The sequence below is a fragment of the Actinoalloteichus caeruleus genome, assembly GCF_049311605.1.
In the GTDB taxonomy this organism is placed as follows: Bacteria; Actinomycetota; Actinomycetes; order Mycobacteriales; family Pseudonocardiaceae; genus Actinoalloteichus_B; species Actinoalloteichus_B caeruleus.
On sequence record NZ_CP186005.1, the window covers coordinates 102,209 to 121,711 of the forward strand.

Consider the following 19,503-nt stretch of genomic DNA (forward strand, 5'->3'; position numbering starts at 1 on the left):
GCCGCGTGCGCGGGCCCCCGGGGTCGGCGTGTCGCCGTCCCTCCCTGGCGGCACCGGCCACGGCCCCGGTGCCTAGTCGGGTTCGGGGGCGCGGTGCCGCCCCGGCCGCCGCTGGCCCCCCTGCCCCCCGAAGCGTTCGACATCCCGGTCCCGGATGAAGCCGAGCCGGTCCGGGGCGTGCATCCGGAGCATGATCCGAGCGACGTCGAGCGGCACCCGGTCCTTGGTCAGCCGGCTGACGGTGATCATCGTCGCGAAGGCCAACGGCACCGTCACCAGTGCCGGTTGGACGAGCAGCACGCCCAGCCAGCCGTCCATGGGCGGCCCCCACTCCGTGAGCACCGCCGCGAGCACCGACAGCCCGCCGCCCAGGACGATGCCGCAACCCGCTCCCCACGCGGTCAGACCGCGCCACCAGATACCCAGCAGCAGCAGCGGGCAGAACGTCGACGCGGCGACGGCGAAGACCAGGCCGACCGTCTGGGAGAGGCTCAACGAGGAGAACCCCATCGCCACCGCCAGGGGGATCGCGGTCGCCACCAGCGTCCACAGCCGGAAGTCCCGCACCTGGCCGCCGGAGGGCAGGTCCGTCGACAACACCCCGGCGACGCACACGACCAGACCGGCCGAGGTGGACAGGAACGCCGCGAACGCCCCGGCGGCGGTGATCGCCCCGAGCAGCTTGCCCAACCAGTTGTCCAGCATCGCCGTGGGCAGCAACAGCACCGCCGCGTCGGTGTCGCCGGTGACCAGCAGCTCGGGCACGTAGAGCCGGGACAGGGCTCCGAAGACGGTCGGGAACAGGTAGAAGAGGCCCAGCATCGCCAGGACGAACAGTGTCGTCCTGCGGGCCGCGTGGCCCGTCGGGTTGGTGTAGAAGCGCATCAGCACGTGCGGGAGCCCCATCGTGCCCAGGAACGTGGCGAAGATCAGCGAGTAGGTGTGGAACAGGCCCTGCGGCCCCCTGTCCTGGGGCTGCGCCCAGGACGAGTTGTCGGCCACCGCTCCCTCGACGACGGGGACGTCGGAACCGGCCGTGAACCGGAGTTCGGTCCCCGCTGTGACGGTGTGCCGGTCCCCCGCCCAGTAGACCGCACCGGAGACGGGGGCCCCGTTCACCGTGCCCTCCGCGCGGAGCAGCACCGGCCGGGCGACCGTGAGCACCACGTCGGTCTCCACCGTCACGGTGGTGTCGCGTTCGAAGCGGGGCGGCATGTCCGCCACCAGTTCGCCCCGATCCGCCGATGGGGTGCTGAGGAACGCGGTGAACAGCAGGAACGCCGGAAGCGAGATCGCGAACAGTTTCACCCAGTACTGCATCGCCTGCACCAGGGTGACGGCCCGCAGGCCGCCACCGAAGACGTTGACCAGCACCACGAGCGCGACCAGCGCCACGCCGACCTCGTTCGGCAGGCCGGTGACGGTGGACAGGGTCAGCCCCGCTCCCTGGAACTGCGGCACCACGTACAGGGAACCGATGACCAGCACGACCAGTGCCGTCAACTTCCGCAGGCCGACCGAGCCGAGTCGTGCCTCGGAGAAGTCGGGCAGCGTGTACGCCCCGGACCGCCGCAGTGGGGCGGCGACGAACATCAACAGCAGCAGGTAGCCGCCGGCGAACCCGATCGGGTACCAGAGGCCGTCCACCCCGTCCCGCAGGACCAGGCCGGCGACCCCGAGGAACGACGCGGCCGACAGGTACTCCCCGGAGATCGCGGCCGCGTTGCGCTCCGCGTTCACCAGCCGCCTCGCGACCAGGAAGTCCGAGGTGGTGTGCGCGGACCGCGATCCGTACACGCCGACCGCGAAGGTGACGACGGCCATCACGACGATCCCCGACAGCGCCCAGGGGTTCAGCTGCATGCGATGCCTACTCGATGTCGTCGAACCGAACGCGGCAACGCTAACCAATCACTCCGGACACGGACCGTCGCGGTGGGGGGAGCGGGTCCCCCGGCTCGGTGGAAGGCACAGGGGACCCCCTTCTAGTTCTCCACCATGTCGATGAAGTCGCGTTCGTGGCGCTCGGCCCGCCACTGGTAGACCAGGCCGACCACGAGCATCGCCGGGAACGGGGCCGCCCCGAGCAGGATCCAGGAGATCTTGACGTCCCCGACGGTCCACGCGCCCAGCTCGGGAAGCCAGAAGAACAGCAGGGGCAGGATCCCGATGGTGCCGAGGGTGGTCAGCGTCAGCAGCAGGGCGGTCCGCAGCTGGGCGCGGACGAGACTGCGCACCAGCGCCTCACCGACGCTGGTCTGTTCCTCCAGTTCGACGATGGTCCGCACCGCGCGCCGTTTGCCTCGGCGGTCGGCCAGGACCACCCGGACCCGGCGGGGTGGCGTCGTCCGGTCCCGACGGGTTCGCCGGGAGGCGCGGGAAGGCCCACCCGCCGGAACCCGGCCCGCCGGGCCGGCGCTCGGGAGGTCCTCCCCGGTCGCGCTCACCGAGTCGGCCCCCAGCCGTTCTTCGGGGCCCGCACCAGCCTGTCCTTCAACGCGCGGGTGTGACGGCGGCTGACCGGGAGTTCGATGGCCTGGTCGCCGGCCCCGAGCCTGACCGAGTACCCGGACGAGGACATCCGCAGTTCGCTGACCAGCGGCAGCGACACCAGGTAGGAGCGGTGGATGCGGGCGAAACCCACCTCGCTCCACCGCTCCTCCAGCTGCGACAGGGGGATCCGGACGAGGTGACTGCCGTCGGTGGTGTGCAGGCGCGCGTAGTCGCCCTGCGCCTCCACGTACCGGATGGTGGAGCGTGGGACGAGCTTGGTGGTGCCACCGAGCTCGACCGGGATGACCTCGTCCTCGGCCGGTGTCGCGGCTGCCTGGTCCTCCTTGGACCGCCGCATCCGGTCGATGGTGCGCAGTGCCCGGTCGACCCGCTCGGACTTGATCGGCTTCACCAGGTAGTCGATGGCCCCGACCTCGAAGGCGTCCAGCGCCCGGTTCTCGTCCCCCGTGACGTACACGACGGCCGGGGGCTCCCGGAACGCCGCGAGCACCTTGCCCAGCTCGACGCCGTCGAGGCCAGGCATGAAGATGTCGGCGAACACCACGTCCACCGGGCAGAGCCCCGCCTGCGCCCGTGCCCGCAGCTCCGGATCGTCGCTGCGGATGATGCGCAGCGCCTCGGCGGCGTCGAACGCGGTCAGCACCCGCGCCACCCTCGAACTCCGGTTGAGCTGGTAGGTGATTTCCTCCAGCCCGCGGTCCTCGTCGTCGACCGCGAGCGCGATCAGACCCGAGTTGTTGGCTTGAGCAGTCACCGTAGATTCATATCCTGCCGATCAAGGTTCTCGGGAGCCAATGTGCTTCGTCCACCCGAGTGTGTGAACATTTCATCGCTGGTTGTGATGGTGCCTGCTCCATCAGAGACCAAGGCGGCTCCAGACGGCCCTGTTGTTCAGGCCCTCCACTGCGGCAAGTAGTGAGTCGCCGGCGCGGCTGCCGCTGCCCGAGGCACCACCGAGCCCGAGCCGGGCGAGGAGGGGGCGCTTCGGCTCCGAGACGGCGATCTCGGCGTCGGGGAACCGGGTGGAGACGATCTTCCGCAACGTGCCGAGACCGTCCACGAGCCCCAGTTCCCGCGCCCTCGCCCCGGTCCACACCTCGCCGCTGAACAGCGTCTCGTCCTCGCCGGCCAGCCGGTCGCCCCGGCGGGCGCGCACCCAGTCGACGAACTGACCGTGCAGGTCCCGTTGCACCTCCAACAGCCAGGCCACGTCGTCCTCCCGTTCCGGGAGGAAGGGGTCCAGCCGCGTCTTGTGCTCGCCGGTCGCGTGCAGCCTGCGTTCCACACCCAACCGCTCCAGCAGGCCGGTGAACCCGAAGCCGCTGCTGACCACCCCGATCGAACCCACCAGCGAACTCGGGTGCGCGTAGATCTCGTCCGCCGCGCAGGCGAGCCAGTAGCCGCCGGAGGCCGCCGCGTCCTCGCAGAACGCGAGCACCGGAACGGGGCCACGGGTGCGGGCCCGCCGGTCGGCCAGTTCGCGGACCCGGTCGGCGACCAGCGCCGACTGGGTGGGAGAGCCACCGGGCGAGTTCACCAGCAGCACCACCGCGGCCAGCCGCTCGTGGCCGAAGGCACGCGTGAGCGGCGCCTCCACGGAGGCCAGGTTGATGGTCCCCCGGTTCACCGGGGACGGATTCGAGCTGATCACGCCGTGCAGGCGGACCACGGCGACGATCGGCGACCGGTCGACCCGCTCCCCGAGCCGGCCCGGGAGCTTCGACGTCAGCTTGTCGGTCATGCTCATGCCTGCACAGCCTACGGGGACTCGGCGTCGGGAGGTGGTGCGTGATCAGCGGATGTCGTCGCCCCGCGGAACCGCGACGCGGCCGCCCGTTCCCGTGCCCGCTCACCTCGGACGGCGGGGCCCCCGGAAACCTGGTCCTCCGCGGGTTGCCGCCGTCGCGGCAGGTCGTGCCCCGCCCCCTCCCGCCTCGGTGGCAACGACACCTCGACCCGCTCGGCGAGCCCGCCGGTCCACTCCGGACGCGGTGCCGACACCGGGGCCCGTCCCTCCGCCTCACCGCCCAGCTCGGGATCGGGGCCGAGATCGTCCAGCGGTTCGGGCTCGCTCAGCGGCGGGGTTTCCGGTCGCACTCCCGGGGCGAACTTCGGCACCCGCAACATGACCCGCATGCCCGCCCCGACGTTGGTCTCCACCACCAGGCCGTACTGGTCGCCGAAGACGGACTGCATGCGGTCGTGGATGTTGCCGAGCCCGACGTGGGCACCGGTGAGGTGGGCGGTCGCCAGCTCGCGGTTCAGCCGTGCGGGGTCCATTCCGATGCCGTCGTCCTCGACGCTGATCAGGGCTTCGGAACCCACGTCGGTGGCCGCCACCGTGACCGTCCCGCCGCCCTTCTTCCCGGCGAGGCCGTGTCGGACGGCGTTCTCCACGAGTGGTTGCAGCACGAGGAAGGGCACCACCACGGGCAGCACCTCCGGAGCGATCCGCAACTGCACCCGCAGCCGGTCCTCCCCGTACCGCGCCCGTTCCAGCGTCAGGTAGCGGTCGACGTTGCGCAGTTCCTCCGCCAGGGTGGTGAACATGCCCGTCGCCCGGAACGCGTACCGGGTGAACTCCGCGAAGTCCTGGAGCAGGTCCCTCGCCTCGTCCGGATCGGTGCGGACCAGTGAGGAGATGGTGTTGAGCGCGTTGTAGACGAAGTGCGGCGAGATCTGGGCGCGCAGGGCCTGCACCTCGGCCCTGGCCAGCCGTTCCCGGGACTCCTGGAGCTCGGCCAGCTCCAGCTGACCGGACACGTAGTGCGCCAGCTCGGTGGAAGCCCTGATCAACCGCTTGCCGCCGTTGGCGGCGATGACGACCAGGGCGCCCAGCACCTCGCCCTCCACGGTCAACGGCACGACGAGGGCGTGCCGCATCGGGCACGACCGGCGGTCGCAGTCGAGGTCTCCGTGGTTGACGTGTTCCCGTTTGCCGGTGCTGACGACGACGTCGATCGCGGTCGAGAGGTCCTGGTAGTGGTGGTTGGCCTCCCCGTCCCAGCTCAACAGCCTGCTCTCGTCCGCCAGGCCGATCGCCACGCAGTTGAGCAGCTGCCTGAGGTGCGGCGTCGCCCGGTCGGTGGCCTCGAGGGTGAGCCCGGAACGCAGGGCCGGACCGGCCGCGGACACGCGGTGCAGTGCGGCCAGGGTGGCGTCCTCGACGGAGGTGCTGACCCGGCGGGCTCGGCAGAGCATCACGAACATGCCGAGCACTCCGATGACGGCCAAAGTGGTGAGGACCGTGCGTTCGGTCATCAGCTCACTCACCCGTACATGCTCTGACGAATGTTGCCCGCTAGGCAATGCGCGGGCCAGTTGTCGCCCGAATGGACCATCGGAAACGGTGTTCGCATCGCCGTGGGTGAGACACGGCTCAGGCCGTAGGGCAGCACACCCGCCCCACCGGGGGACGCGTTGGCGACCGACCGCTCGCGATGCGGCCGCCCTCCGGCCACGCCCGACTCAGTCCGCCGTCACCCGCAGGGTGCGAAACCCCCGGATCACGAACTCCGGTCGCCGCTCCGCCGTGCCCGCGAGGCGGAGGGCGGGCAGCCGGCGGAGCAGCGACTCCAGGACGGACACCACCTCGATGCGCGCCAGCGGAGCGCCGAGGCAGTAGTGGATACCCGCACCGAACCCCAGGTGTGGATTGGTGGACCGGCCCACGTCGAGGCGGTCGGGCTCCGCGAAGACCAGGGGGTCCCGGGCCGCTGCTCCCAGCAGCGCCGCGATCTTCTCCCCGGGCCGGACGACGTGGCCGCCGATCTCCACCTCCTCCAGCGCCGTGCGTTCGAACAGCTGGAGCGGTGAGTCGTAGCGGATCAACTCCTCCACGGCGACCGGGAGCAGCTCCGGGTCGGCGCGCAGCCGCTCCCATTCCGAGCGGTGGGTCAACAGCGCCACCATCCCGTTGCCCACCACGTTCACCGAGGCTTCGTGCCCGGCCATCAGCAGCAGTACGGCGGTGGCCACCAGCTCGTCCTCCGACAGCCGCCCCCCGTCCTCGTCCGTCACCGCGACGAGGTCGCTGACCAGGTCGTCCCCCGGCCGGCGCCGGCGCAGCTCCGCCAGGTCCCGCAGGTAGGCCACGAACTCGCCGGAAGCCCGCTCCGCGTCGCGCCGGAGGTGGTCGTCCAGGCCGTACTCGTACATCTTCACGATCGCGTTCGACCAGGGCTGGAGGAGATCCCGGTCGGATTCCGGCACCCCGAGCAGCTCGGCGATCACCCACACCGGCAGTGGCCCGGCGACCCTGTCCAGGAGGTCGGCCGAGCCCTCGTCCGCGATCCGCTCCGCCAGCTCCGCCACCAGCCGGTCCGCCAGGTCCCGGACCCAGGGCCGCAGCCGTTCGACGTGACCGCGCCCGAACGCCTTCGCCACCAGCCTCCGCAGCCGGGTGTGCGTCGGAGGCTCGTTCTCCAGCAGGGAGTTGCGGTGCAGGAGGTTGAAGTCGACGAAAGCCTCCAGGGGCCGGGCGTCGGTCCACACCCGGCCGAGCGAACGGTGCCGCAGCAGCGCGGAGCAGGCCGTGTGCGAGACGGCTACCGCCAGCCCGAGGCCCTCGTGCCAGTGCACCTCGCCGGCCTCCCGGAGCCGGGCGAAGGTGGGGTACGGATCGGCGAGGAAGCCGGGGTCCGCCGGATCGAAGAGGGCGGAGGAACCAGAACGGGAGACAGCGCGCACCCGCGCACCGTAGTGCTCCGCCCGGCCTGGCGTCCACATGCGGTCTCGGAGGGAGGGGCGGTCGTTACCGCTGGTCACCGGGCTTGTTCCCCGTGTGCGGGTGTCCGGGTGCGCCGCCGTCCGCCGTGCCCGCCCCCGGACACCCGCCACCCGTCGCGAGCCCCGTCACAGCTGGCCAGCTCACCCGGCCGAGGTGTCGACGGGCCATCGGCCCGGCGCCCCTCGCCGGTCACCTCCCGTTAACCCCGTGTGGGCATGCTGTCGGGCATGCCACCAGCAGTGGTCGCGCACCGGGGAGCGTCCGCCTACCTCCCCGAACACACCCGGGCGGCCTACGCCCTCGCGATCGAGCAGGGCGCCGACGGGCTCGAATGCGATGTCCGGCTGTCCAGGGACGGTCACCTCGTCTGCCTGCACGACCGGCGCATCGACCGCACGTCCACCGGACGGGGAGTGGTCAGCGCCCTCCCCCTCGACCGGCTCGCCGCCCACCGCTACGACCGGGACGGCAAGGCCGGGCGGGGACCGGACCACCAGTCGGTCCGAGGGTTCTCCGCCCTCCCCGAGGGTGGTTCCCCGCCGCCACTCGCCGCGCCCGACCTGCCCGACCTCGGTCTGCTGCGGTTCACCGACCTGCTCGGCATGGTCCGCGACACCGAACGACCGATCCGGCTCTTCGTCGAGACCAAACATCCAGTCCGCTACCGCCACCTCGTGGAACGCAGGCTGGTCGCCGACCTGTCCGACCACGGCCTCCTCGCACCGGGGGCGGACGGCACCGCGCCGGTCACCGTCATGTCCTTCTCCCCGAGCGCCGTCCGCCGTGTCCGTCAGTACGCGCCGACGCTGCCCACGGTGCTCCTGATGCGGTCCCTGGCCGGCCGCCGGCGGGACGGCTCCCTGCCACCGTGGGCCGACCACGCCGGACCCGGTATCGACCTGGTGCGCTCCGATCCCGACTACGTGCGCCGCGCCGCCTCCCACGGCAACGACGTCTACTGCTGGACGGTGAACGAGCCGTCGGACATCCGGCTCTGCGCGGACCTCGGCGTCCACCACATCGCCACGGACGCGCCAGCCGCGACCCTGCGGACCCTCGCGAACCACTCGTCGGCTACCGTCGCTGACGCGGTGTGACCCCGAGCGGGGGACACCGTCACGGCGTCTCGTCGCCGTACCGGCATATCGACATGTGGCGCCCGTTCGGCGTTGGCCAGCGACACCCGGCCGGGAACGGTGCGGCCGGATCGGTGGGCCGCCGGCCGGCGCCGGGACTCACCAGGAGGTCCGGGTGGCCAAGCGCACCGCTACCAGGGGGAAGAAGCGCGCCGAGTCGGGCGTCAACCCACGCCAGCCTTGCCCGTGCGGATCCGGCAAGCGGTACAAGGCCTGTCACGGCGCCGAGGGCGGCGCGACGAACGTCATCGTGACCAGGCCCTTCGACGGGCTGTCCGTGGAACCCGAGCTGATCGCCCTCCGCGAGTTCGTTCCCTCGGCCACCGTCGAACTGACGCTCGTGGACCCGCCGACAGACCGGACGGTGGTGCTCGCGAGCGTGTTGCCGATGGCGGCCGCCGCCCTGGTGCGGGCAGACGGGAAGGCGTTCGTCGGGCTGCAGGTGCAGACCAGGTCCGGTGACGTGAGCCGGGACATCGCCCGGGCGGTCGAGTGGGCCAGGACCGCCAAAGCGGGTGAAAGCCTGCCCACCGTCGGCCCGGACACCGCCGAGGGAGGCCCCCGCCTCCAGGACCTGCTCGTCGCCGACGCGCCGTTCGACGTCCGGATCCACCCGGACTTCTCCTGGTGGATCCCCGAGGACACCGAGCCCTCCGCCGAGGTGAAGCTGTCCCTGGAACGCGCCAACACGGCCATCATGCCGACGGAACGGCTGGCCGCCGAGGGCGTGACCGCCGCCTACTGGGTGGACGCCGGTGAGAAGGCGCACCTGCGGTGGGTGCGGCGGGAACCGGAGGAGCGGTTGTTGGACGCGCTGGCCCGCCTGTCGGCTCGGGGCGAGTTGGCGTTGGGTGAGGGCAGCCGGTACGCCGGGTCGTTCCGGGCGCACGGGCTGCTGGTGCCGGTGTGGGACCTCGACCCCGAGTCGCACGCCAAGGAGTGGGAGCAGCCCGCCGCCGAACTCGGCCGCCGGCTGGAGGAGGCGCTGGCCTCACTGGACGAGCAGCCGCTGGGCGCCTCGGAGCGCCGGGCCCGCAACGGGCTCACCGGCCGCCAGATCACCATCCGCTGACGCCGGTCCCCGAGGTCGCCGCGCGGAGGGCCCGCCGGGACAGCTGGTCGGCCAGCCGGGTGGTCTCGGGGAGCCGGAAGCGGGGCGAGCACCGCAGCACCCATTCCGCCGCCGGGGCCAGACCGATCGCGTGTCCCACCGAGACGTGGACCGGCCGGATCCCGTCCTGGGTGCGCAGCACGCGTCCCAGCGTCGTGCCGTCCGCGTCGAGCAGGTCAGCGTGGTCTCCCCGGCGCGGACCGGGTGCCTCGTGGTCCCCGACCAGCCGGTTCTTGGCGACGCCCACGGATGGCAGCCCGGTGCGCGCGCCCAGGTGGCAGGCCAGGCCGAACCGCCTGGGGTGGGCGATGCCGTGCCCGTCGCACAGCAACAGGTCGGGCGTGGTCGTCAGGCGCTCGAGGGCGTCGAGCAGTGGCGGTAGCTCCCGGAACGCGAACAGCCCGGGTACGTAGGGGAAGGCGGCGGTCCCCACCACCGCCGCCTCGTCCACCGGGCGCAGCGTGGTGGCGTCGAGGACGACCACCGCGCCGGCCACGCGCTCGGAGCCGGTGGCGTAGGCGACGTCCAGCCCGGCCACCGTCCGCACCCGGGCGGGACTCCTGCCGCTCAGGTCCACCAGGGGGCGCAGCGCCCTTTCCGCCGCCTCGGCCTGGTCGACCGTCGTCGGCCAGGCCTCCCGGTCCCCGCGCATGTCGTCCTCCCCGTCCGTTCGTGTGACAGCCAACCATGAACGCTCAGGTTCCCCCGTCAGCCCCTCGGGCCGTCCGGGAGTGGCAGCCCCTGGTCCGCGGCGAGGGTGCGCAGCGCCGAGGTGGCCATGAGCGCGGCGGCCTCGCAGGGCGGTACGAGCAGCGAGTCCTCGTCGAGGTACACCTCGTGTTCGACGACGAGCGCCTGCCCGTCGTCGACCTCCACGGCGAGCACGCACCCCTGGGTGGTGTCGCCGGCGACCCACACCGCCGGGTAACCGCTCAGGCTCAGCCGTTGGACGTCCTCCGGGTCGGCGTGCTCCGCCAGGGCCGCGGCGTTCCGCCGGACGGCGAGCAGTGTGTAGTGGACCTCCAGGTTCGACCAGGAGCCCGGCTGGTCGCACCGGCTGCCCGCGCGCACCACCGCGTGGTGGGCGTTGGTGATGCGCAGCGACTCCCGCGTCCCCTCGTCGACGAGGGCGCAGCTGTCCACGTCGGTGAGGTCGAGGTCGGCCGGGCGGTCTCCGAGGGAGACGGTCAGATCACCGGGTCGCTCGCCGCGCAGCTCGTCCTGGCGCGCGGGGTCCAGCAGGGCGTGGACGGCCCGTTCCGCCGCTCCGTGCGCCTCGTCGCAGGTCCGTTCCGCCGTCAGCAGCGGACCGGTCGCGAATCGTGCCACGGCGATCGCCTGGTTGCGCCCCACACTCACCCCGATGGCGCACACCTCGGGCGAGTCCTCCCCCGCGTGGTAACCCGTGGCCGGGTAGCCGGCGACCACCAGGCCGTACCGTTGCTCCGGCCCCAGCTCGTCGCCGAAGGAGGCGCCGTTGCGGGACGGCCACACGGCGATGGAGTAGAAGCCGGGGGAGTCCCCGTCAGCCGAGACGAACCGGCATTCCATCCCGGCGGGGTCCCCCACGAGCGGCTTGGGTCGCGGCTGGTCCGCCAACCCCAGGTAGCGCCGCTCGGTCTCGGTCAGCAGGGCGCACGCGTTCACGTCCGCGACGTCGAGGTGTTCCCGGTCGACGTCGACCCCACCCGTGGGTGGGGACGGGACCGCCGTCCGCGTGGGGGCGGACGGCGATCCAGAGGGGTGGGCCGCGGCGTCCTCGCCTCCCGCGCAGCCGGTGAGCAGGGCGGCCGCGACGAGGAGCACGACGCTGGGCCGAACAGTGGGCACGAAATACTCCGCAGGGTGAGTGGAAGGGGGAAAGCGCGAACGGAACCGGTTTCTCCACGCGGTCCGGTTCGGTTCGGTGAGGATGAACGACGGGCACGCGATCGTGCCGCACGGCGCGGGAACGCGTGTCGCGATCCGGCGCTCACGTCAGTGGTGGATTCCCGCCAGGAAGAATCCGTTGGGTAATTCCTCACCGACCCTCGTCCGAATTCGTCGTGGAATTCCCGGTGGAACGGCGGTGGCCCGCCCTCCTGGGCGGGACCGAGGATGGCGGACGGGGTGGCGCCAGCCCGAGGGGCGGGCGGATCGGCCCGGTCGTGACGGGCACGGGAGCGGCGCGGCACGCCGTCCGACTGTCTCGGATCCGCCCGTCCATCCGTCCGTCAGAGGTCGAGCAGGGCCTCGACGGCGTACTCGGCCGCCGTGCTGGCTTCCTCGCAGGTCCGCGCGGCCGTCGTCTCCACGCCGTCCACCATCCGGGCGGCCAGGAGCAACTGGTCCGGTGCCAGGTCGACCGCGAACGCGCACACCTCGGGACTGCCCTCGGTGGCCGGGTAGGTCGTGGCGGGGAGACCACTGATCTCGGTACCGTCGCCCGGGTCCAGGCCCAGTGCGTCGACCAGGGCGTCAGCGTCCTCGGCCGGGACCAGGGCTAGGGAGTAGAGGCCGAAGGAGTCCTCGTGGAGCGTGGGGAGGCGGCACTCCCGCACGGGGGGGTGGTCGGGATCGGCCGGCGGGGACATCGGCTCGTCGTTCACTCCCAACTCCGCCAGCTGTTCCTCGGTCAGCAACGCGCACAGGTCAACCTCGGCCAGGCCGAGGTCCTCCCCGCCCGCGCCTGGCTCGGCGGGGGCGGACGACGACGGCGGCGCGGACGGGGTGGCGGAGGGCTGAGCCGCCGGCTCCTCGCCTCCCGCGCAGCCGGTGAGCAGGGCGGCCGCGACGAGGAGCACGACGCTGGGCCGAACAGAGGACACGAATTACTCCCACAGGGTGAGTGAAACAGCGGAATGCGCGGGCGGGACCTTTTTTGTCCGGTTGCGCCCGCGCCGCGCGGAAAGAGCGGCGAGCACGGTACCGCGTTCCTTCTTTGCCTGTCATCTCCATTGCGACCTGGCGCACACGAATTCGCGTCGCGGGTTGGAATGGGATCCTGTTGGCGATTCTCCGACCGGAGTGGCAGGCGGAGACCGTCGTGCGCCTCCACGCGGAAACGCCATCCGCCAACCTCGGTGGGGACGCGGGTTCGGAGTCCAGTGCCGACGGGGACGCGGCAGGCGTGAGCGACCGGATGCGGGCGTTCCCGGAGTTCCTCCTGACACGCCGGCGGTTGTCTCCTCGGGCTGCCGGTGCCGCGCGACTCGCTGGTGCGCTCCTGGGTGGGGCGAGGTCATCCCGTACGCGACGGGGGTGCGGCCAGGGCAGGGTCGTCCTGTCCGGACTCGCCGGCGGAGCCGCGCTCACCGCCGCGCGTATTCGTGTGGACGAGCTCCCGGTGCGCGACCGGAAGCGCGCGAGCCGATCACACATTTTCCCCGGAAGGGGGTTGTGTATCGCCGTTATGGTCTGGACAATATTCCACGGCGAGATTGGGTGTGTCTCGTGAGACGGTAGCCGTGGTGTGACCGCACCGGTGAGAGCACGTTGTCGACGCATGGTCCGGGGGTGTGCGCTGGCGGCGGCCGGCGGCTATTCCTGGTGGTGAGGGGGCTGGCGCCCCTGGTGATGTGGGTCCGGTTCACGCGAAAGGAATTTCGAATACGGCCGGACCGCACTTGTCCCGGGTGTCGGTCGCGGAATCGCGCGGCGTTGGTCGGGTGGTCAGTCGGGGGGTAACGTGAGTCAGGATTCATACTATCTCGATCCGGAATCGGTTCCACAGACAATCGCGAATCTGAATTACGTCCAGGATGACCTGCTGAGGGAGATTCGGCGGTTGGCGGAGCGGTTCGAGCTGCTGTCCTTCCGGGGCGACGACAGGGTGAGCACCAACGCCACCAGGGAGTTCAGGAGGCTGGCGCTCGACCCGGACGACCAGTCGCTGACCGCGGCGATCGACGTCCTGGAGCTCGCCATCAAGCACCAGGTGGGAGCGCTGTCGGCGGCGCTGCACCAGTACGAGTCCATGGAGGAGACGAACGCCGTTCAACCGGTCGAGTTCCAGTGGCCGAACGGGCGGGTCGACCACGCGGGAGACGGGCATGGCAGGTAGTGGGAAGTGGTGGGCCGGGGGCGCCGTGGTGCTGGTCGCCGGGGTGGTGGTGGCCTACCTGGCGGTGGCGCTGCCCTCCGGTGAGGCCGGGCAGGCGCATCCCGGTGGCGCGGGTGCGGGCGCGCCCTCGGTGTCCGAGGAGCCGCCGGCCGACCCCCGGTACCCGCCGGTGGAGAACCCGATCGACATGCGGGCGCTCGAGCCCTGCGACCTGCTGCCGCCGGACGCCGCCGAGGAACTCGGGCTGGCCCCGGAGGGGGAGCTGGAACGGCCGACCGGGCCGTTCGAACCGTGCCTGTGGCGCAACCGGGTCACCGCCACCGACGCGGCGGTGTATCGGGACATCGGGCGCACCGGGTTGGGCGAGGTGTACGACCGGCGCGACGCCTACGCCGTGTTCACCCCGATCACGATCGAGGGCTACCCGGCCGTCGCCGCGCAGCACGTCGAGCAGACGAGGAACTGCCAGGTTTTCGTGGGGACCGCCCACGACCAGCAGTTCGTCGTGCAGTCCGACAACGCGCGCTACGCGGAGGACGGCGTGACCGAGATCGAAAGGAGGGACCCGTGCGGACGGGCCGCCGACGTCGCCCGCGCCGTCCTGGTGCGGCTGCCCACGGGGGACTGACGGAGGAACCCAGAACGACGGGGGAGTGATGGGGATCAACCTGAACCGCGCCAACTACTCCTGGGAGCACACCAACGCCCAGGCGATCTCGGCCGCGCTGCGCACGGACCGGGAGGGGGCCGACCCGCAGGAGATGGTGGTCACCTGGATGGAGATCGCCCAGTCGTTCCGGGCGCTCGCCGAGTACCTCGCGGCGACGGTGCGCGCCTCGGTCGACTCCCACGAGGGGGAGGCCGCGGAGGCCTTCCGATCCTCCACGCTGCCCCTGGCGGGCTTCGCCGAGGAGTGCGGGGCCCAGGCCGTGGAGGCGGCCCACGCGGTCCACCTCCAGGCCGAGTACCTGGAGAGCGCCCGGTCACTGGTGCCCATCGGCCAACCCAGGCCGGAGAAGGGTTTCCTGGACGCGATCCTGCCAGGCCTGACCGGTTACGCCGACGCGATGGATTCCTGGGACCAGGACAACCAGCGCGCCCGGGACGTGATGGTGGAGTACCAGGGCAACTCCAACGGCGTGCTGGGCTCCACCCTCGGTTTCGACCCCCAGGCCCGGGTCGGTGAGCTCCGGGTCGCCGCGCCTCCTCCGGTCACGCCCGTGTCCGAGGTGCACCCGCCGGACTCCGTGGTGGAGCCGTCCTCGGCCCCGGTGATGTCGCCGCGCGACGAGCGCACTGAGTGGCAGGGGGGAGCCGACCCGGTGGACGGTGGTGGGCCCCGCGTTCCGAGGAGCGGAGGCGGACCATCCCCGGACCTGGACCCGGACGTCGAGGCGGCCCCACCCGGCGGGCAGCCGGCCGGCGCCATCCCGCAACCCTCCGCCGCCGGTCAGGCGCCGGCGGTGGAAACGCGGTGGGCGACGCGGGAAACGGGCGGACCGTCCTGGACGACGACCTCACCCGGGGTGTCCTCCGGTGCGGGCCCGACGGCCGGTGGTCCGGGACCGGGACCTTTCGGGATGGCGGCGCGCCACCCCGGTTCCGGAGCGGGAGCACCGCCTGGACGCGGTCCCGGCCCAGGTGGATCCGGTACCGCCCCGCTGGGTCCGGGCCCTGGCGTGGCGGGGGGCGGTACCACCTCCCCGAGCAGGCCCGGCCCGGCGGCCGGCGGCCCCGGAACCGGCCTCGGTGGCGTACCCGGCGGGTCAACCGCCGGGAGGTCGTCGGAGACGGACGACACCCCCTCCCACCGGCGCGCCGACTACCTCGTCGAGATGGAGTCCCTTTTCGATGACGACCGTCGGGTGGCTCCACCGGTGCTGGACGGGATGAACCGTCCCCACGAGGAGCGGTGAGGCGCCATGCCGGCCCAGGACCAGGTGCGCCTCTCCGTGGCGCAGGTGGACTCCATCCGCGTTCGGCTCGGCCTGGCGCTGCCGCCGACGCTGCTGGCGGGCGGTCGCGGAACCACTCAGGACGAGCGCCGGGTCCTGCTGCGGCGGGCCTGGCGGGAGCTGGAGGCGGAGCGGTGGGTGGACGGAGGGGAACCGCACCCGTTCCTGCACCGCGCGTTCCAGACGCTCGCCCGACCGGCGGTCGCGGTGTCCGTGGCGGTCGAGGAGGTGGGGGGCCAGGGCTGGAACGCCGTCGCGGCCCGCGAGGGGACCTTCGGGGTGGTGGCGATCCTTCGGGACCAGCCGGACGAGGACGAGTGGGCACGGACGGTCGTCCTCGAACCGATCCCGCCCACCTCGGTGGCCTACCGCGCCGCCTCGGTGCTGCCTCCCGTGCCCGGCGGTGGCGGGCCCTCGATCAGCCATCCCTCCGACCCGATCACCCTGGCGGCGGACCAGGCGGGACGGGACGTGGGGCGGCTCAGGAGCGCCCTGCGCCGCGCGGGACTCCGAACTGGTGAGGCCGGCCACCTCGCGGAGGCGTTGACGGCGAACCGGCTGCGGGCCGGGGAGTTCAGCGTGCGCGGCTTCGACCCGCTCGCCGGCCGCCGACGGGCCGACCACACCGTGGAGTTCGTCGACACCGCGCGTGGCAGGCACCTGGCCCAGCACCGGCCCGGACCGGACGGGCGCCGCTGGTTCACGTTCGTCTCGGGCGATGCCCGTCGCCTGGTGGGCCGGCTCGAGGAGCTGGTGGTCCAGGTCAACGCGCCCTGACTCAAGCCGACCGCGCCGGTGCCGGCGCCCACGCCGGACGGTCCCGGGGTCTCGCCGGGGCGAGCGGGGAGTTCGACGCCGCCGGTCCTGGGAAGGGCCAGTTCGACGCCCGGCTGGTCCGTGGCCGGGCCTGACGTGGTCCACCCGCCGGCGACGGCACCTTCGACGGCTGGTCCGCGAGTGCGCGGGGCCGCCGAGGCGGGCCTGGCCGGCGGACGTCGCCGGGGGGCCGCGCGATGTCGACGGTCGTGCCAGTCTCTCGATCAGGGGGTCCTCGGGTGGCGCGGCGGGCGGCACCGGGCAGGATCGCCGGGGGCTCGCGGGTGGGAGGAGGCGTGGCGGATGGGCACCGTCGTCGTCGCGAAGGAGTTCAGGGTCGGGCTGCGGGCGGTGGGGGAGCGGCTCGACCGGGTGCCTCCCGTCGAGGCCCGTCGTCGTGGCGCCTGGCGGGGGCCGCAACGGTTGCGACGTGCCGTCCGCGACCTCGTCCACCGGCTTGGGACAGCTGAGGACACCCCCGAGGGGGAGGCGGTGGTCGTGCGCGCGGGTTCGGTGTCCTGGGTCGCGGCCCTGCCGGAGGAGCACCGGGCGGTCGTGGTCTCCCTCGGGGACGCGGAGCGCCGACTCCACGTGTTGGTCGCGCTCCGGTCGAGGGAGGCGGCCCTGCGGTGCGCCACCGGTGTTCGGGCCCGCCCCAACCCCGTCAACGGGGTGTTCGAGGTGCTGCGGGACGCCTTCGTGGCGGAGGGCGACGACGGCCGGCCGGACTCGTCCGGGGGCGACGGGGAGGGTGCCGGGGGGCCGCTGTCGCGTCGGCCGCTCAGCGAGCTCACGGACCTGGGGCTGCCGCGGTGGTTGGCGGCCAGCGCGGTGCGCGCGGGTGGTCCAGGTCAGCTCGTCGAGCTGCTGACCGACGCCCCGGAGTGGCAGCGGTACGTCGTCCTGGACCTGGCGGCCGGCGACAGCGCGGCGACCGTGCGTCGGACCTACGGGCTCGACCCGGTGTCCGAGGGAGCCGAGCGGGTCGACCTGGTCGCCGCCGTCGAACACCCGGCGGCCGCGATGGAGTTCGCCGTCGTCGACTCGCCGACGACGGTGGACGGGCTGCTGGAGGCCACGTCGACCGACTGGTGGTTCTACCCGCACCCGGTGCAGCGCTGGATCGCGTTCCGGGAGTGGGGCCCGGGCCCGGTACGGGTCCTGGGTGGGCCGGGAACGGGGAAGACGACGGTCGCCTCGCACCGCGCGGTCGTCCTGGCTCGCCGGCGACCGGATGCCAGGGTGCTGTTGGTCGTGCCCGACGAGCGACGGTCCGAGGCGATGCGTGCCAGGCTGGCGGGTCTGGTCGAGACGTCCGTGTCGCGTCGCGTCGAGGTGCGCGACGTCGGGGAGCTGGCGAGACGGGTGCGGGCCGAAGCCTCGGACGGCGGTCCGTCCGGGGTGGGACGGGCGGAGGCGGAGGAGTGGCGGGCCGTCCTCCAACGGTCGGCGGAGCTGTCCGCGCGGGAGCGGGCCGTGCTCACCCCCGCCTTCCTCACGGCCGAGTACCGGGAGGTGCTCGGCGGGCGTGGGCTGGCCGGTCTCGACGGCTACCTCGCGGCGGACCGGGGCGACCGGGCCGTCGAGTTGGATCCGGCCGAGCGGGCGACGGTCTGGCGGCTCGCCCGTCGCTTCGAGGACCACCTCCGGGACCGGGGAGCGATGACCAGCTCGGTCCTCGCCCGTACGGCCGCCGACCTGGCCGAGCGGGCGGCGCGGGAGACCGGAGCACCGAGGGTCACCCGCTACCACCACTTGGTGGTGGATGACGCCCAGGACCTCGACCCGACCCACTGGCGGTTGTTGCGCGCCCTCGTTCCCGTCGGGCCGGACGACGTCCTGCTCTGCGTGGACGCCTCGCAGCGGACGACCACCACCGAGCAGGAACTCGGTGGTCCCGAGGTGGGGGAGTCGGTTGAGCTGGTCCACGAGCGACGAGCCACCCTCGAACTGGTCCGGACCCGCTCCGATCTCTTCGGCGACCTCGTCGACGTGGGCGGTGGGAGCGGGCTCCGATCGGGCCGCGCTGGTCCGGCCGCGTCCTTCCTCGCCTTCGACACGGCCGAGAAGGAGCGGCGAGGAGTCGTCGAACTCGTCCGGGCCTGGCGGGTCCGGCACGGTGCGGACGGGGGCACCGCCGTGCTCGCCACCACCGCCCACGAGGCGGATGTGCTCGCCCGGCGGTTGGCCTCGGCGGGCCTCGGTGGCGTACGGCTCGGCGGGGTCGTCGCGGAGGGGGCGGTGTCGGTGTGGGTGGGCACGCTGGTCGATGCGGTCGGCTGCGCGTTCCGACGGGTCGTCGTGGTGGGAGCGGACGCGGAACGGCTACCGGCACGGAACCTCTCGGAGGCGGGGGCGGCCGGGTTCGCCAGGCTGCTGGAGCGGCGCGAACGACGTGTCCTCCACCTCGCCTGCGCCCGCGCGTCGGACCAGCTCGTGATCACCTGGACGGGCGAGCCGTCCCGGTTCCTGGCCCGGCCGCAGGTGGCGGGCTGAGGAACGCCCGCGCGGTGCGGACCCCGGGCCGGTCAGAGCGCGCCGCCGGCGGCCTCGGGCGCGGTCGGGTCGGAACCACCGTCCCCGACGGTCTCCCTGGCGAGGAAGTTCTCCACCTCGAACAGGTTGCCCTGAGCGCGGCGCACCACGTTGAGCAACGTGGACATCTGCGCCACCTCCTCGACCTGCTCCTTGAGGAACCACTGCATGAACTGCTCGCCGAGGTAGTCGTCCTCCGCCCTGGCGGCCTTCGCCAGCGCGATGATCTCCTCGGTCACCTCCCGTTCCTGTTCGAGGGCCAGGGCGATGAGTTCCTCCACCTCACCGAATTCGTTGCGCACCTCGTCGACACCGGGAATGGCGGGGTCGAGGTCGTTGTCGAGGAGGTAGCGGACGATCATCATCGCGTGATTCCGCTCTTCCAGGGCCTGCTGGTAGAAGTGCTTGGCCAGCTGGGGAAGGTCGTGGGAGTCGAACCAGACCGCCACTGCCACGTACTGCTGCGAGGCGGTGAACTCGTTGCGAACCTGGGCTCGCAACAGGGAGTGGAAGGTCGACTCGACATGCTGGATCTTCTTCGCGGAGACGGACATGAATTCATCGTAGTGGGTCGTTGAGAGTGTGACGACTTGTGGCGACGTGTCTCACGAATTCTTTCGCGCCCACAGGTGAGGCTTCCTTTCCTTTGTGTTGCCTCATATTTC

At 72.5% G+C, this 19,503-nt stretch carries 17 protein-coding genes; 7 read left to right on the plus strand and 10 right to left on the minus strand.

Translation table 11 applies throughout. From position 1 onward, the window contains the following. Positions 1-72 precede the first annotated feature (72 nt). The 6 genes from ACOJVX_RS00460 to ACOJVX_RS00485 form a co-directional block, all read right to left on the minus strand. Positions 73-1,863 carry a cation acetate symporter gene (locus ACOJVX_RS00460; protein WP_422647155.1) on the minus strand — a complete coding sequence of 597 codons (1,791 nt, stop codon included), beginning with the start codon at positions 1,861-1,863 and terminating at the stop codon, positions 73-75. 122 nt (positions 1,864-1,985) lie between these two features. Beyond that, entirely contained in the window at positions 1,986-2,447 is a 462-nt protein-coding gene (locus ACOJVX_RS00465; protein WP_026417778.1) for a hypothetical protein, read from the minus strand. Continuing rightward, positions 2,444-3,268 (minus strand): LytR/AlgR family response regulator transcription factor, encoded by an 825-nt coding sequence (locus ACOJVX_RS00470; protein ID WP_026417777.1) that lies wholly within the window; start codon positions 3,266-3,268, stop codon positions 2,444-2,446. Before ACOJVX_RS00470 ends, ACOJVX_RS00465 begins: the two co-directional genes overlap by 4 nt. Positions 3,269-3,370: 102 nt before the next feature. Continuing rightward, positions 3,371-4,261, minus strand: a complete 891-nt coding sequence (locus ACOJVX_RS00475) for a S49 family peptidase (RefSeq protein ID WP_026417776.1) — start codon at positions 4,259-4,261, stop codon at positions 3,371-3,373. 11 nt (positions 4,262-4,272) lie between these two features. Further along, entirely contained in the window at positions 4,273-5,787 is a 1,515-nt protein-coding gene (locus ACOJVX_RS00480; protein ID WP_422647156.1) for a histidine kinase, read from the minus strand. Positions 5,788-5,982: 195 nt separating this feature from the next. Then, the gene (locus ACOJVX_RS00485; RefSeq protein ID WP_026417775.1) at positions 5,983-7,203 is read right to left on the minus strand and encodes a cytochrome P450; all 1,221 of its coding nucleotides are present in this window, start codon (positions 7,201-7,203) and stop codon (positions 5,983-5,985) included. 267 nt (positions 7,204-7,470) lie between these two features. On the opposite strand from ACOJVX_RS00485, the gene ACOJVX_RS00490 reads away from it, so the two are divergent. Then, positions 7,471-8,340: a glycerophosphodiester phosphodiesterase gene (locus tag ACOJVX_RS00490; protein WP_030104724.1), complete on the plus strand. Its 870-nt coding sequence runs from the start codon at positions 7,471-7,473 to the stop codon at positions 8,338-8,340. 154 nt (positions 8,341-8,494) lie between these two features. Continuing rightward, a complete protein-coding gene (locus ACOJVX_RS00495; protein ID WP_418155134.1) occupies positions 8,495-9,451 on the plus strand; it encodes a DUF5926 family protein in 957 nt (318 codons plus the stop codon). Here the strand turns inward: ACOJVX_RS00495 and ACOJVX_RS00500 are convergent. The 3 genes from ACOJVX_RS00500 to ACOJVX_RS00510 all read right to left on the minus strand — a co-directional run bounded on the left by ACOJVX_RS00500 (position 9,438) and on the right by ACOJVX_RS00510 (position 12,297). Further along, positions 9,438-10,175 carry an endonuclease V gene (locus ACOJVX_RS00500; RefSeq protein ID WP_248783791.1) on the minus strand — a complete coding sequence of 246 codons (738 nt, stop codon included), beginning with the start codon at positions 10,173-10,175 and terminating at the stop codon, positions 9,438-9,440. The genes ACOJVX_RS00495 and ACOJVX_RS00500 overlap by 14 nt on opposite strands. 23 nt (positions 10,176-10,198) lie before the next feature. Next, positions 10,199-11,320, minus strand: coding sequence for a DUF3558 domain-containing protein (locus ACOJVX_RS00505; protein ID WP_162182543.1), 1,122 nt, complete (start codon positions 11,318-11,320; stop codon positions 10,199-10,201). A gap of 383 nt (positions 11,321-11,703) precedes the next feature. Then, the gene (locus ACOJVX_RS00510) at positions 11,704-12,297 is read right to left on the minus strand and encodes a DUF3558 family protein (RefSeq protein WP_418155133.1); all 594 of its coding nucleotides are present in this window, start codon (positions 12,295-12,297) and stop codon (positions 11,704-11,706) included. 959 nt (positions 12,298-13,256) lie between these two features. Here ACOJVX_RS00510 and ACOJVX_RS00515 point away from each other — a divergent pair. The 5 genes from ACOJVX_RS00515 to ACOJVX_RS00535 all read left to right on the plus strand — a co-directional run bounded on the left by ACOJVX_RS00515 (position 13,257) and on the right by ACOJVX_RS00535 (position 18,799). Beyond that, complete coding sequence (locus ACOJVX_RS00515; RefSeq protein WP_026417769.1) at positions 13,257-13,532, plus strand: hypothetical protein; 276 nt, start codon at positions 13,257-13,259, stop codon at positions 13,530-13,532. Continuing rightward, positions 13,522-14,160, plus strand: coding sequence for a DUF3558 domain-containing protein (locus ACOJVX_RS00520; RefSeq protein ID WP_081715263.1), 639 nt, complete (start codon positions 13,522-13,524; stop codon positions 14,158-14,160). Before ACOJVX_RS00515 ends, ACOJVX_RS00520 begins: the two co-directional genes overlap by 11 nt. A gap of 28 nt (positions 14,161-14,188) precedes the next feature. Then, a complete protein-coding gene (locus ACOJVX_RS00525) occupies positions 14,189-15,448 on the plus strand; it encodes a hypothetical protein (protein ID WP_418155132.1) in 1,260 nt (419 codons plus the stop codon). Between the two features lie 6 nt (positions 15,449-15,454). Next, on the plus strand, positions 15,455-16,264 hold the full coding sequence (locus ACOJVX_RS00530; RefSeq protein ID WP_026417766.1) for an ESX secretion-associated protein EspG: 810 nt from the start codon (positions 15,455-15,457) through the stop codon (positions 16,262-16,264). A gap of 342 nt (positions 16,265-16,606) precedes the next feature. After that, entirely contained in the window at positions 16,607-18,799 is a 2,193-nt protein-coding gene (locus ACOJVX_RS00535; RefSeq protein WP_418155131.1) for an AAA family ATPase, read from the plus strand. Positions 18,800-18,831: 32 nt separating this feature from the next. On the opposite strand, the gene ACOJVX_RS00540 is transcribed toward ACOJVX_RS00535, so the two are convergent. Further along, positions 18,832-19,392, minus strand: a complete 561-nt coding sequence (locus tag ACOJVX_RS00540) for a ferritin (protein ID WP_026417764.1) — start codon at positions 19,390-19,392, stop codon at positions 18,832-18,834. Between the last annotated feature and the right edge of the window lie 111 nt (positions 19,393-19,503).

Bases quoted from the DNA above. Each gene is read 5' to 3' on its own strand.
- ACOJVX_RS00535 (WP_418155131.1), top strand. From the start codon at position 16,607: ATGGGCACCGTCGTCGTCGCGAAGGAGTTCAGGGTCGGGCTGCGGGCG.
- ACOJVX_RS00520 (WP_081715263.1), top strand. From the start codon at position 13,522: ATGGCAGGTAGTGGGAAGTGGTGGGCCGGGGGCGCCGTGGTGCTGGTC.
- ACOJVX_RS00525 (WP_418155132.1), top strand. From the start codon at position 14,189: ATGGGGATCAACCTGAACCGCGCCAACTACTCCTGGGAGCACACCAAC.
- ACOJVX_RS00475 (WP_026417776.1), bottom strand. From the start codon at position 4,261: ATGAGCATGACCGACAAGCTGACGTCGAAGCTCCCGGGCCGGCTCGGG.
- ACOJVX_RS00490 (WP_030104724.1), top strand. From the start codon at position 7,471: ATGCCACCAGCAGTGGTCGCGCACCGGGGAGCGTCCGCCTACCTCCCC.
- ACOJVX_RS00530 (WP_026417766.1), top strand. From the start codon at position 15,455: ATGCCGGCCCAGGACCAGGTGCGCCTCTCCGTGGCGCAGGTGGACTCC.
- ACOJVX_RS00540 (WP_026417764.1), bottom strand. From the start codon at position 19,392: ATGTCCGTCTCCGCGAAGAAGATCCAGCATGTCGAGTCGACCTTCCAC.
- ACOJVX_RS00460 (WP_422647155.1), bottom strand. From the start codon at position 1,863: ATGCAGCTGAACCCCTGGGCGCTGTCGGGGATCGTCGTGATGGCCGTC.